The organism is Mariprofundus aestuarium, from assembly GCF_002795805.1.
GTDB lineage: Bacteria > Pseudomonadota > Zetaproteobacteria > Mariprofundales > Mariprofundaceae > Mariprofundus > Mariprofundus aestuarium.
In genome coordinates this window covers 1,965,326-1,979,269 of the sequence record NZ_CP018799.1, presented here as the reverse complement: position 1 = coordinate 1,979,269, position 13,944 = coordinate 1,965,326, and the positions used below count along the sequence as shown (strand labels likewise).

At 52.9% G+C, this 13,944-nt stretch carries 15 protein-coding genes and 1 tRNA gene; 4 read left to right on the top strand and 12 right to left on the bottom strand.

Annotation, left to right across the window (positions count from 1 at the left end; all coding sequences use genetic code 11):
* Window positions 1-18: 18 nt before the first annotated feature.
* The 5 genes from Ga0123461_RS09580 to Ga0123461_RS09560 all read right to left on the bottom strand — a co-directional run bounded on the left by Ga0123461_RS09580 (window position 19) and on the right by Ga0123461_RS09560 (window position 5,043).
* Complete coding sequence (locus tag Ga0123461_RS09580) at window positions 19-2,010, bottom strand: sodium-translocating pyrophosphatase (RefSeq protein WP_100278777.1); 1,992 nt, start codon at window positions 2,008-2,010, stop codon at window positions 19-21.
* Between the two features lie 100 nt (window positions 2,011-2,110).
* Window positions 2,111-2,644, bottom strand: a complete 534-nt coding sequence (gene ppa, locus Ga0123461_RS09575) for an inorganic diphosphatase (protein ID WP_100278128.1) — start codon at window positions 2,642-2,644, stop codon at window positions 2,111-2,113.
* A 68-nt stretch (window positions 2,645-2,712) separates the two neighbouring features.
* Complete coding sequence (ychF, locus tag Ga0123461_RS09570) at window positions 2,713-3,807, bottom strand: redox-regulated ATPase YchF (RefSeq protein ID WP_100278127.1); 1,095 nt, start codon at window positions 3,805-3,807, stop codon at window positions 2,713-2,715.
* A gap of 32 nt (window positions 3,808-3,839) precedes the next feature.
* Window positions 3,840-4,412, bottom strand: coding sequence for an aminoacyl-tRNA hydrolase (gene pth, locus Ga0123461_RS09565; RefSeq protein WP_232710124.1), 573 nt, complete (start codon window positions 4,410-4,412; stop codon window positions 3,840-3,842).
* Between the two features lie 7 nt (window positions 4,413-4,419).
* The gene (locus Ga0123461_RS09560; protein WP_100278126.1) at window positions 4,420-5,043 is read right to left on the bottom strand and encodes a 50S ribosomal protein L25/general stress protein Ctc; all 624 of its coding nucleotides are present in this window, start codon (window positions 5,041-5,043) and stop codon (window positions 4,420-4,422) included.
* A 214-nt stretch (window positions 5,044-5,257) separates the two neighbouring features.
* Here Ga0123461_RS09560 and Ga0123461_RS09555 point away from each other — a divergent pair, with 214 nt between their 5' ends.
* The 4 genes from Ga0123461_RS09555 to Ga0123461_RS09540 all read left to right on the top strand — a co-directional run bounded on the left by Ga0123461_RS09555 (window position 5,258) and on the right by Ga0123461_RS09540 (window position 7,692).
* Complete coding sequence (locus Ga0123461_RS09555) at window positions 5,258-5,512, top strand: hypothetical protein (RefSeq protein WP_100278125.1); 255 nt, start codon at window positions 5,258-5,260, stop codon at window positions 5,510-5,512.
* Window positions 5,513-5,809: 297 nt separating this feature from the next.
* Window positions 5,810-6,127, top strand: coding sequence for a hypothetical protein (locus Ga0123461_RS09550; RefSeq protein WP_100278124.1), 318 nt, complete (start codon window positions 5,810-5,812; stop codon window positions 6,125-6,127).
* A gap of 216 nt (window positions 6,128-6,343) precedes the next feature.
* Window positions 6,344-6,985, top strand: coding sequence for a lysophospholipid acyltransferase family protein (locus Ga0123461_RS09545; protein ID WP_100278123.1), 642 nt, complete (start codon window positions 6,344-6,346; stop codon window positions 6,983-6,985).
* 89 nt (window positions 6,986-7,074) lie between these two features.
* Complete coding sequence (locus Ga0123461_RS09540; RefSeq protein ID WP_100278775.1) at window positions 7,075-7,692, top strand: inorganic pyrophosphatase; 618 nt, start codon at window positions 7,075-7,077, stop codon at window positions 7,690-7,692.
* Here Ga0123461_RS09540 and Ga0123461_RS09535 read toward each other — a convergent pair.
* The 7 genes from Ga0123461_RS09535 to Ga0123461_RS09505 all read right to left on the bottom strand — a co-directional run bounded on the left by Ga0123461_RS09535 (window position 7,674) and on the right by Ga0123461_RS09505 (window position 13,836).
* The gene (locus tag Ga0123461_RS09535; RefSeq protein WP_232710122.1) at window positions 7,674-9,032 is read right to left on the bottom strand and encodes a hydantoinase/carbamoylase family amidase; all 1,359 of its coding nucleotides are present in this window, start codon (window positions 9,030-9,032) and stop codon (window positions 7,674-7,676) included. The genes Ga0123461_RS09540 and Ga0123461_RS09535 overlap by 19 nt on opposite strands.
* Window positions 9,033-9,087: 55 nt before the next feature.
* The gene (locus Ga0123461_RS09530; RefSeq protein WP_100278122.1) at window positions 9,088-10,044 is read right to left on the bottom strand and encodes a ribose-phosphate pyrophosphokinase; all 957 of its coding nucleotides are present in this window, start codon (window positions 10,042-10,044) and stop codon (window positions 9,088-9,090) included.
* A 72-nt stretch (window positions 10,045-10,116) separates the two neighbouring features.
* Window positions 10,117-10,191 (bottom strand) — tRNA-Gln (locus Ga0123461_RS09525).
* Entirely contained in the window at window positions 10,171-11,061 is an 891-nt protein-coding gene (locus tag Ga0123461_RS09520) for a 4-(cytidine 5'-diphospho)-2-C-methyl-D-erythritol kinase (RefSeq protein WP_100278121.1), read from the bottom strand. Before Ga0123461_RS09520 ends, Ga0123461_RS09525 begins: the two co-directional genes overlap by 21 nt.
* Window positions 11,058-11,609, bottom strand: a complete 552-nt coding sequence (locus tag Ga0123461_RS09515; RefSeq protein WP_100278120.1) for a hypothetical protein — start codon at window positions 11,607-11,609, stop codon at window positions 11,058-11,060. The genes Ga0123461_RS09520 and Ga0123461_RS09515 overlap by 4 nt, the downstream gene beginning before the upstream one ends.
* Complete coding sequence (locus Ga0123461_RS09510) at window positions 11,606-13,336, bottom strand: tetratricopeptide repeat protein (protein ID WP_100278119.1); 1,731 nt, start codon at window positions 13,334-13,336, stop codon at window positions 11,606-11,608. Before Ga0123461_RS09510 ends, Ga0123461_RS09515 begins: the two co-directional genes overlap by 4 nt.
* Entirely contained in the window at window positions 13,333-13,836 is a 504-nt protein-coding gene (locus Ga0123461_RS09505) for a M67 family metallopeptidase (RefSeq protein ID WP_100278118.1), read from the bottom strand. Before Ga0123461_RS09505 ends, Ga0123461_RS09510 begins: the two co-directional genes overlap by 4 nt.
* Window positions 13,837-13,944 lie beyond the last annotated feature (108 nt).

Below are 13,944 nucleotides of genomic sequence, written 5' to 3'. Positions count from 1 at the left end.
TTAGAGGCCCGTATGGGGCTATCCTAGCAGAGGGGCGATCACCAGAGAAACGATAGCCATCACATTAATCAGGATATTCATTGATGGGCCGGAGGTATCCTTGAATGGGTCACCCACGGTATCACCGACAACCGTCGCCTTATGCACATCCGAGCCTTTACCACCCAGATTGCCTTTCTCAACATACTTCTTGGCATTGTCCCATGCACCGCCTGCATTGGCCATGGTAAGCGCCAGCAGAACACAGCAGACCAGCGCACCGCCGAGCATGCCGCCAAGCGCTTCAGGACCCAAACCGAAACCGACAAGCACAGGTGCCGCAACAGCCAGAATACCGGGCAGAACCATCTTTTTCAGGGCAGCGTTGGTGGCGATACTGATGCAGCGGGCGTGGTCCGGTTCGGCCGTCCCTTCCATCAGGCCGGGGATCTCTTTGAACTGGCGCCGAATCTCTTTGATCATCTCAAATGCAGCGTCACCAACTGCCGTCATGGTCAGTGATGCAACCCAGAAGGGGAAGAGGGCACCGATAAACATGCCGACAAGCACGATGGGGTGGGACAGTTCCAGGCTGAAGTTGGGGACATTGGCAGAAACGGTCTGCACATAGGCGGTGATGATGGCCAGTGCAGCGAGTGCGGCCGCACCTATGGCAAAGCCTTTGCCGATTGCGGCAGTGGTGTTACCCAACTCATCGAGCTTGTCGGTAATGGTGCGTGTTTCCTTGCCCAGCCCGGCCATTTCGGCAATGCCGCCGGCATTATCCGCAACTGGACCATAGGCATCAATCGCCATGGTCATGCCGACGGTAGCCAGCATTCCAACCGCAGCAATGCCAACCCCATAGAGCCCGCACAGCTTGGTGGAGATAAAGATGATGGCGGCAATGGTGAGAACGGGAATGATAACCGACTGCATGCCGATCGCGAGTCCTGAAATGATCACAGTAGCAGGGCCTGTTTCACCTGCTTTGGCAATATCACGTACAGGCTGGTCGCCGGTATAGTACTCTGTAATAAGTCCGATAATGATGCCGCCGATGGCGCCGCTTAGCACTGCACCCCAGACATGGGTTGAGATGTCACTAAGCTGAATAACGAAATAGGCCGCGACGATAAACAGCAGTGAAGCACCGATGGTACCTGTACGCAGTGCCGCCTCTGCCTGACGGCCTGAGAGCATCTTAACCAGCCCTATGCCGATAATGGAGCAGACCAGGCCGGTTGAGGCCAGCGCCAGCGGCAGGAACATCAGTGATTGCTGCGCTCCTAGCGGGTCAAGGATATCTGCTGCAAGTGTTGATGCCATGGCGATCGTTGCAATGATTGCGCCACAGTAGGATTCAAAGATATCAGATCCCATGCCTGCCACATCACCGACATTGTCACCGACATTATCGGCAATCACACCCGGGTTGCGTGGATCATCCTCTGGGATACCCGCCTCAATTTTGCCAACCAGATCGGCCCCTACATCGGCACTCTTGGTAAAGATTCCGCCACCAACACGTGAGAACAGGGCTACCGAAGAGGCTCCCATGCCAAAGCCGTGGATAGCGTGGGCGGTTTCCGGATCGCCGCCAAAAAAGAGGTAGAGGGTACCTAGGCCCAGCAGGCCAAGTGCTGCAACAGTCAGCCCCATGACCGAGCCTCCGAAAAAAGCGATGGTCAAAGCTGCAGATGCACCTTCGTTCTGAGCTGCTATCGCAGTTCTTACGTTGGCTTTGGTGGCAGCAAACATGCCGAAGTAACCGGCCATGGCAGAGCAGACGGCGCCGACCAGAAATGAGATTGTGGTGTTAAGGCCAAGACTTACGCCGAGGGCAAATGCAACGATAGCTACAAAGAGGGCGAGGATCGTATATTCACGACGCATGAATACCATGGCGCCAAGGTGGATGGCTGCAGCGATTTCAGTGACTTTACCTTTGCCAGTAGGGTATTTTTTTATGGTTTGATAGATGTACCAGGCGCATGCCAGGCCCAGAATACCCAAGATGACCGGAATCATATTTGTGATCACATATCCTCCCCAAGTCGGCACAAAAAATAGCCATAAAAAAAGGTGGTTGATTGCTCAACCACCTTTATGAGGTTTTAAAGCGGAGTCGTCAAGCTTCAGCCTGATAACGCGCTGCTGAATCCATGATCTCTTTTTTGGCCTCTTCTGCATCACCCCAACCGGTCACTTTCACCCACTTGTTCTTCTCGAGATCCTTGTAGTGCTCGAAGAAGTGTTTGATCTGGTCGATAAGGAATGCAGGAAGATCTTCAGGGCCCTTCACATCGCAGTAGTAAGGTTTAAGCCTTGAAGCAGGTACAGCCAGAATCTTGGCATCCATGCCCGCTTCATCTTCCATCTGCAAAACGCCAACCGGACGGCAGGGGATAACACAGCCTGGAATCAGCGGGTACTGACTTACGACAAGCACATCTACCGGGTCACCATCATCAGAGAGTGTATTCGGCACAAAGCCGTAGTTGCACGGATAGTGCATGGCGGTGTGCATAAAACGGTCCACAAAAACTGCACCGGAGGTTTTGTCCAGTTCGTACTTGATCGGATCGGCGTGCTGCGGTACTTCGATCACGACATTGATATCATTGGGCGCATCAGCCCCTACAGGAATTTTTGTAATATCCACAATTTTCTCCCCTTGATCTGTTTTCGCTAGTGTAGGTGTTTGACTGGTTTTCTCCAGTAACTTTTTCTTTATACATTAAACCTGAAGTGCATCACATCGCCGTCTTTGACCACGTACTCCTTGCCTTCCAGACGCATCTTGCCCGCTTCTTTGCATTTTGCTTCTCCACCCAAGGAGACGAAATCTTCGTATGCGATGGTCTCCGCACGGATAAAACCTTTTTCAAAGTCATTATGGATCACTGCGGCTGCCTTTGGTGCTGTATCGCCGCGATGAATCGTCCATGCACGAACCTCTTTAACTCCGGCAGTGAAATAGGAGATCAGGTCAAGCAGTGAGTATGCCTCACGGATCACGGTATTCAGACCCGGCTCGGAGAGGCCAAGATCAGTCAGGAACTCAGTTCGTGACTCCTCATCCATCTCGACAAGTTCAGCTTCGATCTGGGCAGAAACAACGGCAACGCCAGCGCCCTCCTGAGCTGCAAACTCGCGAACCTTCTCAACATATGCATTGCCGTCGGGCAGGGATGCATCATCAACATTGGTCACATAGAGAACCGGCTTGGCGGTCAGCAGGCAGAGCTCCTTGACCATGGCCAACTCATCAGACGTTAAGCCCTGGCGACGCACAGGAATACCGTCTTCCAGTCCCTGATTCACCTTCTTGAACACTTCAACTTGAATCTTGGCATCCTTATCACCGGTTCGGGCCAGCTTCTCAATGCGAATTAAACCTTTCTGCACACCGTCCATATCCTTGAGCATCAACTCGGTGTCGATGATTTCGATATCGGATAGCGGATCAATTTTGCCGGCAACGTGTGTGACATTTTCATCATCAAAGCAGCGCACAACATGGGCAATGGCAGCGCATTCACGGATGTTGGCCAGAAATTTATTGCCGAGCCCTTCACCGCTAGCCGCACCTGCCACAAGCCCTGCAATATCTACAAACTCAACGATGGCATGCTGGATGGCCTGGGGATTAACAATGGCAGAGAGTGCGTCAATACGTTTATCCGGTACTGGTACAATGCCGATATTCGGATCAATGGTGCAGAAGGGGTAGTTCGCTGCTTCCGCGCCACCACCGTTCAGGGCGTTAAACAGGGTGGATTTCCCTACATTGGGAAGGCCTACAATTCCGATACTCAGTGCCATGTTTGAAACCTCTTTCTAAGCGAAGGTGGGTGTTATTGAGAATTAAGATGAATGCGGTTGGCTGCTCTGTCGGCATGGCCGTCAAGCAGTGTCCCTACCTCTTCGAGCAGGGCTGCAAAGATACGGTTTTCATCCGCACGGTCACCCTCATCGGGTTTGCCGAGTACCCACGCAGTCACATCGCCGTGTGGTGGACGACCGATACCGATCTTGATGCGCGTGTATTCAGGCGTTTCCAGATGCGCATTGAGCGACTTCAGGCCGTTGTGGCCGCCGTGGCCACCACCCTGCTTAATGCGCAATTTTCCGCTGGGTAGGTCAAGATCATCGTAAACGACAAATATATCCTCATCATCCACCTGGTAATAGCGGGCCAGAGCACCAACGGCTTCGCCGCTGTGGTTCATGAATGTCTGAGGTTTGATCAGCAGAACACGCTGACTGGGTGAGCGGTTCCAGATTGTTGTCTCGGCGTGAAAGCGAGGGGCTGCGTCAAAGCGCAGCCCCTCCGATTTCGCCAGCAGATCGAGAAAACGAAAGCCGATGTTATGGCGCGTCTGCTCGTATTTGCTGCCTGGATTACCCAGGCCAACAAGCAGTTTCACTTAAGGTTTACTCGACTTCTGTTACTTCTTCTTCTGTTTCTGCTTCATCAGCATCGCCACCACCGGCCTTAGGTGGAGAGATGTTCAGGATAGTGAAGTTTACATCGTGAAGTACTTCTACTCCATCTGGCAGGGTGACATCTTCGATGTGGACGGTGGAGTTCATCTCAAGGCCGGTACAGTCTACTTCGATGTGCTCTGGAATAGAGTCCGCACGGCAGGTGACTTCCAGCGCGTGGCGAATGAGGGCGACCATACCACCCTGAGCAACGCCTGGGCATGTCTCAAAGTTGATGGCAAGCACAGGAACTTCCATGGTGATGCTATCGGAAGCAGATACACGCATGAAATCAAGGTGGGTAGCAGTGTCCATCAGAGGGTCATACTGGGCATCTTTCAGCAGAACAGTGTTCTTGCCGCGCGAGCCTTTTACTTTTACTTCAAACATGGACGCGTGGAATGCTTCCTGGTTCAGAAGTTTGGAAACAGTGTTGTAATCCATGGTGATTGCCAGATCAGGTTTGCCACCGCCATAAATAATGCCAGGCATTTTGCCTGTGCGGCGCAGGCGGCGTGTGGCGCCACGGCCAGTTTCTTCACGAAGCTCAGCTTCAACAATAAAATCAGACATTGTATGTCCTCCGGAAATCTACATCGTCGGGTTGTCCCGTGACGATGGCGTTGATACAGGTTTTCAACGCGGGCGCGCACTCTATGCATCGTAATATAAAAGTCCAATCTGTCTTCTCGTTTTTGTGGGGGTGTACAGATTTCTTTGATCAGTTGAGAGTCGAGTGCATGACAGAAGAGGGGTTACTGCACAGTGAAGCAGGCAGGGGTACAGGATGAGTTACCAGACGGTAATGATTCTGGCGCTGTTGTTCTGCATGAATATCACGTTCGCGCTATACGTCTATCTCCGTTTCTGTGCATGTGAACTAATCATGGTCTCCATGCCCGAAGAAGAGTATGAACTCTATAAAGACAGGTTTCCTCCGATGGCAAAGCTCAATCCCTTCGGCCGCCGCATGGTTCTCTACACCTACGTGGCCGCAGTAACCTCTGTGCTGATTGTCTCCGAGCTATATCTCGGTCTTTAACATTGTTTGGGATCAAATCCAGTCGTTAGTAATTCATCTCGTTTCGAGTCCTGCAAGGGATCTAGAGTGGCTCATACTCGGCATATGCACCTTCATTGCTCCAGACCTTTATATAGGGACGTACCAAGGGACTGAATGGTAATAGTAGACCTGTTTATGGATGCATTTGACACATAACTATATGCATTGATCATTCAGTTGATTGACAATGCGATGCGCTTCAATATTGTATAAACGGACCCTGAAGGGGTAATTTTTTTAAAGGTGTAGTACACCCTATCGACGAGGAAAAATCCGATGAAGTTGAACACTATAATCATAGCTATCGCTGCTGCACTTGCGCTTTCTCTGGCGGCCTGCTCAAGCGAAAAACCTGCAGAGACTACCGTTCCAGCCGTAGTTTCCGATGCAGTAGATGCAGTTGGTGAGGCTGTTTCCGATGCAGCAGATGCTACCGTTGAGGCAGTTTCCGATGCAGCAGATGCTACCGTTGAGGCAGCTTCCGATGCAGTAGATGCCACCGCTGAAGTGGCTTCCGACGCAGCAGATGCTACCGCTGAAGTGGCTTCCGATGCAGTAGACGCTGCCGCAGCCGCTGTTGATAGCGCACATTAATTCGATCACAGATAACAGCGAAAGTAATCAAGGCCTGGCGTAATAAGCCGGGCCTTTTTTTATTTTCACGGCCAGCATGTCTTATCGTCTGCCACGGATCTACATGATTGCTAGTGGAGCTTTCTCATTGGGAAAAGTATCTACCCCTGCATGGAATTGGTGATAAGTTTGGGGCTGAGAGAGTGAAGCCGAGGCTTTAGGAGGCTGCAAAAGCGGATGAAAGAGCGACTGATAACGTGGCTGGTGCCGCGACTGATCAAAGTGATCATCGCTTTCCTGTCAAATACGATTCGTTGGAAGCATGTCGGCTGGTCCTATAACCCGGCTGATCCTGAACGGCATATCTTCGCCTTCTGGCATGCGCGCATCCTGATGATGGGGGTTGGGCTGAAAGGCTGTCGGGGATATATGCTGATCTCTGAACACCGCGACGGTGGTTTTATTGCCGACACCCTGCACCTGCAGGGGTTCAGAACCGTGCGTGGCTCATCCACCCGTGGTGGGGGCCGAGCACTACTCCAGATGGTACGTACATTTAGAAAAGAGAACTGCGATTTCGGCATCACGCCGGATGGACCGAAGGGGCCGCGCGAAAAGGTTCAGCTTGGCACCGTGCAACTTGCTAAAAAGACGGGGCTTCCGATCCGACCCGTGATATGGGCTACGAAACGTCAGTGGCGCATCACCTCGTCATGGGATCACTTCTATATTCCAAAACCGTTTACCCGTGGGGTGTTCGTATACGGCGAACCCCAATTTATTGCTGCTGATGCCAATGACGAAGAAGCCCTGGCACGGCTACAGCAGGCAATGGACAGCACGCAGGAAACGGCGGACGACTATTTTTTATCGCATTAAAGCTAGAGTAAAAGCATCGGAGTGAAGGCTGGAATCATGCCGTTGCTCATGTAGTGTCAGGAAAAATTGATGAATGGGCAGGTAAAATTATGAGCGATTTTCCATCACCGTTTTTCCGCTGGCGGCCACATCCATGGCACGGTCTTGAAGTAGGCCCTGAGCCGCCAAGGCGGGTACATGCTTTTATTGAGATCTGCCCGTTTGATATGGTGAAGTATGAGGTGGATAAGGCGACCGGTTACCTGCGTGTGGATCGCTCAGTCAGGTCATCGTCACAGCACCCGACCCTCTACGGATTTGTGCCCCGCACCTACTGTGGTGATCGTGTCGGCAAACTTATGGAACAGGCCAGCTGCGGTGATGGCGATCCCCTAGATATCTGTGTGATTACCGAGCGTCCGATCTCCAAAACCGAGATTATTCTCAACGCGCGTGTGGTTGGCGGTTTGCCGATGTGTGATAACGGTGAGGCGGATGATAAAATTATCGCCGTGATTGAGGATGATCCATTATGGGCAAAGATAGATGACCTTTCTGAGTTGCCGCCGGCGCTGATTGACCGGCTGATGCACTATTTTCTGACCTATAAATATGTGCCGGGAAAAGAACACCAGGTTTCAATCGGCAACCCTTATGGCTATGAGCATGCCAAAGTGGTGATAGAGGCGGCGATCCAGGATTACAGGGATCACTTCGGCGGGGAGTAGAACCACCACCACCTGTAGTTGGATGCTATCTCTGCCATTGCAGTAGCGAGCAGGGATGCTCCTTTTGTAATCTGTTCGGGTGAACTCAGTTCATCGGGCGAATGGCTGATGCCCCTTCTGCAGGGGATGAAGATCATGCCGACGGGGATGGGTGAGCCATTGCTTTTTAGCTGCTCAGCTACCGTGCCTGCATCATGCCACGCGCCGCTGGGTAGGGAGAGGTGACTGAGTCCCAGCTTTGTACAGCCGGTGTCCAGAAGCCGCTGGATTTCAGAATCGAGTTCCTCAATGCCAGCCTGATCGGAGAAGGTGTCGATCTCCACGCTGACACCAAAGCGTGCGGCTGTTTCGCGGATTACTTCAAAAGCCTGGTCGCAGTAGCGATCCACCTTCGGCGCACTGCAGCCGCGCACCTCAAATGAGAAGTGGGCAGCACCACTTACCTTGGTGACGGCGTTGTCGAGGAGGGGGACAGGACTGTTCTCCTTCGCAGACGGGTTGATGAGGCCTGAGGTCTGCACTAGATCAACACCCTCGGCATTGGCCTTGTGGAGCAGTTGATCGAGCTCTACGAGCATATATGCCATCGCCAGGTTGGCATCCTGGCGGAATTCAACACCCATAGGGGTGGCACCGGAGTGGTCAAAGGTGCCACTCACTGTAATCCAGCTCCGTTTTGAGCCGCGGATGGCGGAGACGATACCAATATCTGTGTCGGCGGTTTCCAGTACTTTGCCCTGTTCGATATGCAGCTCGAGAAAGGCGGTTATGCCATCGCGTTCAGCATCAGGCATGGCTGCGAGGCCTGAACGGACAGTTTCAGGATCGACGCCCTGTTCGCGCATAGCTTCAGCCAGCGATTGCCCCTCATAGGTCTGTTGCAATGCGGCTGGATTGAGCGCTCCGAAGGCGGCTTTTGAGCCGATAGAGGTGACTCCATACGTGGCAGACTCTTCACCGCGCCAGACGCGCAGGCGCAGGCCCCGCTTCAGCGCAGTGCCGGAGTGGTGAATGGCCAGCAGCGCTTCAAGTCCGGAAATAACCCCTGCCGCGCCGTCAAAATTACCACCACCGGGGACGGTGTCGATGTGAGATCCGGTCTCCACCCACTCTGAAAAGGTGCCCGGTGTTTCGGCGATCAGGTTACCGGCCAGATCCCGGCGGCAAAGAAGGCCACCGTCAATCGCGGCCTGTTCGATATAGGCAATAGCCTCGCTTTCAGCCTCAGAGTAGGGGGCGCGGAGAAAACCGTTCTTCAGGTCGGCATTGATGCTGCCGATGCTGTTGAGCCCGGCATAATGGTGCATCACCACTTCAGAGTTAATGCAAATAGCCTTCACCTGTTATTCCTCAGTTTCAGTGGTGAGGCTAAATGGTGCAGGCGTACTGTCTGAATCAGCTGTCCTCGTAGAGGCTGCTGATTGAACGGGCATCGTAAATACGTGTGATTGCCTCACCCATCAGGGGAGCGATGGAGATGGTGCGAACCTTGTTGGTATCCAGGATCCTCTGTGGTTGCAGGATACTGTCGGTAATCACCAGTTCGTGCAGGTTCGATTCCACAAGGCGATCTGCAGCGGGGCCGGAGAGAACGCCATGCGATGCATAGGCGCTGACCTTGGTTGCACCCTTCTCAATCAGTGCTTCGGCGGCGCCACACAATGTGCCGGCTGTATCAACCATATCATCAATCAGGATGCAGTGTTTTCCTTCTACATCACCGATGATATTCATCACCTTGGCAACATTCGGAGCAGGGCGACGTTTATCAACAATCGCCATATCCACATGCAGGCGAGCTGCCAGTGCACGGGCACGAACTACGCCTCCCACATCGGGAGATACAATCATGACATCGTCCATGAGCGCATTTTTCTCTTCGATATCCTTGGCAAACAGCGGAATGGCAAAGATGTTGTCCACAGGAATATCAAAAAAACCCTGAATCTGGGTAGCGTGAAGATCGAGCGTCAAAACGCGTGTTGCACCGGCACGGGAGATAAGGTCTGCAACGAGTTTGGCTGAGATAGGGGTTCGCCCGGCACTTTTTCGGTCCTGGCGTGCATAGCCGAAGTAGGGGATAACAGCGCAGATATTGCGCGTGGAGGCACGCTTGGCTGCATCGATAAAGATCAGCAGCTCCATCAGATTATCGTTGGCAGGGGAGGATGTGCTCTGAATAAAGAATGCATCAAGGCCGCGAATGGTCTCTTTAACCTGGATGAATATCTCACCATCTGAAAAGCGCTGGGTGTAAATCTCACCTTGTGGCTTACCAATATGCTCACAGATTGAATGCGCAAGCGGTGGATTGGAAGTGCCTGAAAAAAGCCGCAGTTTCTCGTAGACCATGGTGTGAACACTCCTCTGTTCGATAGTGTAAGCGGTCGCCGATCACTTCTATCGAGGTTCTGCTAAAAAAACTGGCTGGGACGGCAGGATTCGAACCTGCGCATGACGGGATCAAAACCCGCTGCCTTACCGCTTGGCTACGTCCCAATATTTTTGTTCAAGCGGATGTCTGCTCTGCATGCTGCCAACAAATGTCCAGAATGTCGGGTTCTGCATCTTCAACCGCTCAGATGCTGCTCTAGCCTGTTCATCATCATCAAACAGGGCGATGCATGTTGAGCCGCTTCCGCTCATCCATACTGTTTCCGAATAGTTGCGCAGCCTGTACAGCAGCTGTGAAACCTCCGGACTCAGCTTGCATGCGCTGCCTTCGAGATCATTTCTCCCGAGGCTGACTGAATCGGCGCGGATGGTATCCACCGCCCCCGACTGGGTCAATGTGCGATGCCCGGTGTGGATATCGTGATCGAAGTGACGGAACACCTCGCTGGTTGCGAGCCCCATGCCAGGCCAGACCAGCAGTAGAGCCCTTTGTGGCAATGGATTCGGGTAATCGTATAACTTTTCTCCGATGCCGCCGTGTGCCCAGCTGGCCCTGCCGTAAAGGAAGCAGGGGATATCGGCTCCGAATGGAGTGGCAAAAGTAATCAGCTCCTGCAGTGGGCGATTCGCCCCCCAGATATGGTTGGCCGCCAGCAGTGCTGTTGCAGCATCGGAGGAGCCGCCGCCGAGTCCTGCTTGCTCCGGGATACGTTTGATGATGTGCAGCGAAAGCCCGCGTGTAATGCCATACTGCTCCCTGAATGCATCGAGCAGTTTAAAGACCAGGTTTTTTTCACCGGAGAGGTGAGGGTTCGAGCAGCTTACCTTAAGGCTGTCGCAGGTTTCGATCTCCAGCTCATCACAGATATCTGTATAGGCGAAGCTGGTGTCCAGCTCGTGCATGCCATCATCGCGGATGGCGGTGACTAACAGGTGCAGGTTAATCTTGGCAGGTGCCGGCAGTAAGACTTTCATGGTTGAATCAACAGTTTGACCTGCCGGCCATGTTTGGTGTCGGTCATCGTCAGCTGCTTCGAGGAGGCTTTCCACTGCAGTCGTATCAGGCTACCTGAGGCGCTGCTTTCCCAAAGGTTCGGTTTCTTTTCAATGAAATGGTTAGGCATTTCCCCCAGTAGAATGGAGGCTAGTTGTTGCGGTGGGATGACCATACCCTGAGTAGCCAGTTGTGCGGCATCGACCTCTTTCCACAGCCGGGAGTGGTTGTCGCGGCTCTGCATCCGCTTACCAAACCAGCGGAACTCCACGATTGTGCCCGAGGCTGCATGCGTAAGTCGAAGATCCCCCCTCTCAGGGGTGTCGGCATGCCACTGCAGTATCACCTGCCATCGGCGTTTGGGTTCGATTGCGATCAGGCGAGCGGAGAAGTTACTGTAAGGGCCGATGGTTGCAGGTTCAGCAGGGATCAATAAGGGTTGTTTAACGCACCCCGATGCGATTACAACTGTGATGAGCAGTGTCGCTAGTTGCAGAAAGCGTGTTCCGCCTGCCACCCTCGGAGTCATCTGTCGTTTTCCAATCCGTTGGCGATTTTTGCCCTGAGCTTTTCAGGTGTGTCGGCCTTCAGTTCAATGGACTTTTTCCAGGCATTGCGTGCTGCGGGAAAATCGCCTGTTTTCCAGAGCATGTCACCGAGGTGCTCATACATGACCGGATCATCGCCGATCTTTGCGATCGCTTTTTTCTGGGTTTCCAGCGCTTTGTCATATTCGTTTCGCTGATAGTAAACCCAGGCCAGGGAATCGAGGTAATAGCCGTCATCCGGTTTAAGGCTCAGGGCCTGATTGATTAACAGTTCCGCCTTGTCCAAGTGAATCCCCTGGGTTGCATAGGAGTATCCCAGGAAGTTCATGGCTTCAGAGTGCTCAGGGTTACTTTTGAGAAGCCGCGTCAACACTGCTTCGAGCTGATCGTAACTTTTCAGGTGGTCAAAGGCGACAGCCCGGTTAAAGAGCAGTTGGGGGTGCACTTTATCCATGGAAAGCATCGCCTCCGTCTCCTTAAGCAGTAACTTGTACTGTCCATTGGCAAGGCGAATGGCTGAACGGATCAGCTGTGCTTCTGTGTGCTGCGGGTCTGTTTTTAAGAGGTGATTCAACAGGCTCAGGGCTTCCCTCAGGTTGCCTTCTCTGAAGTCAATGCCAGCAAGACGAACCTGTGCATCATTCCCCATCGTGCCTTCCGGGTTGATGGACTCGTAGATCTCCTTCGCCTCATCTGGACGTTTCAGTGCCTCAAGGCTGGCCGCGAGAAAGAAGCGGTTGTGATCATCCGGCTGGGTGTTTAACAGCTTTCTGAATGTCTGCTCTGCCCCTTCAAAATCGTTATAGCGGAAGTAAAGCATGCCAAGTGTTTTCAGGATCTCCGGACTATCGCCGGAGCGGCTTGCAATATCGCGGTAAATGATGATCGCCTCTGCAATGCGGTTGTCCTGAACCATTATCTTGCCTAGCGCATGACCAACCCGCATTGCATTAGGGTACTCATTGAGGAAGTCGCGCAGCAACTCTTCAGCCTTGCCACGGTCATTTTCCTGCAGAGCGATGCTGCTCTGCATGAGTACAGCCGTATCATTATCAGGAACCAGTTTGCGTATGCGCTGCAGGGCCACCTCAGCTGCCCTGTTTTCATGCTGTTTCAGGAGAAGTTGGGCTTGCAGCAGGCGAAGTTCCGCAATCTCCTCCACTTGAATGGATTCATTGATGGCGGTCAGTGCTTCGGCAAGACGATTCTGGTCGGAGAGGATGAGCGCCTGCAATTCGCGACCGCGGAGGTTGATCGGGTTCTCCTTGAATAGCTCATCCAGTAGTTCGAGTGCTCTGGCTTGCTCGTTTTTGGAGACACTCAGGCGAGCCTGGGAGAGTAGCAGTTTCTCATGATCGTCTTTCTGTAGGTTTTTTTTCAGCAGCAGCGCAATCTGTTTCTCTGCTTCCTCTGTGTGGCCAAGCTGAAGCAGCAGTTCGGCCAGTTGGATGTGCGGCACAATTGAGTCCGGGTCTTTGGTGACCAGTGCAGAGAGGAGCTGGCTGGCCAGTTCACGATTGCCATCCTTCAGGGCGTTCTGGGCTGCAAGATAGAGAAATTTCGGCTCCATCTGTTCCATCTGTTGCTGCTGGCTATCCGAGTCACCTTTGCTGACCTGATTCTGGTTGGCCGGTTTCTGGATGCCGCATGCAAGCAGGGCAAAAGCACAGAGCAGAATAACAGGGATGTGCCTTAAGGTGTTTATCATGCAGTTTCCAGGATTCGTATCTGCTGAAATCGGCTTCCGGCATCATTGATTGACCAGCAGCGCAGGTCGGAGGCTTTGCCATCGCAGATACTGACAATGGGATAAGCGAACCCTTCCCAGGCGCTGCCGAGGTCGGTTGGTGACGGTTTTGCAGGTGCATTCGGATGCGAGTGGTAAACGCCGATGATTTCCCTGCCTGAGCCGCGCAGTTCCCGATCGATACGCTGGTAGGCTGCGGGATCGAGTTCGAAGCGATCGGCTGCCCGCTCACTGTTAAGGTTATCAACCTGCCTCACTTCACTGATGGTCCAGCCTTGCTCTGCAAGGTTGCCGATAAGCAGGCCGCAAATCTCATGCGGGTAACCGGCCTCCCCCTCTTTTCTGATCTTCTTCAGACAGGATGCCGGAATAGAGAGTTGTGAGGTTGACTCGGTTTCATCGAGAACGGCAAGATATTCTGTGCTTCTAAAGCGTTCAGGTTCATAAACTGATGTGGTCAAGTTGAGGGCTCCATGGAGGTTGCGATGGATTCGGTTTCTGTTTGGGGTCGGTAATCGCACATAGGTCGGGGCTTAACCTATCGTCTGGCTGGGTCTTGCCAACCCATC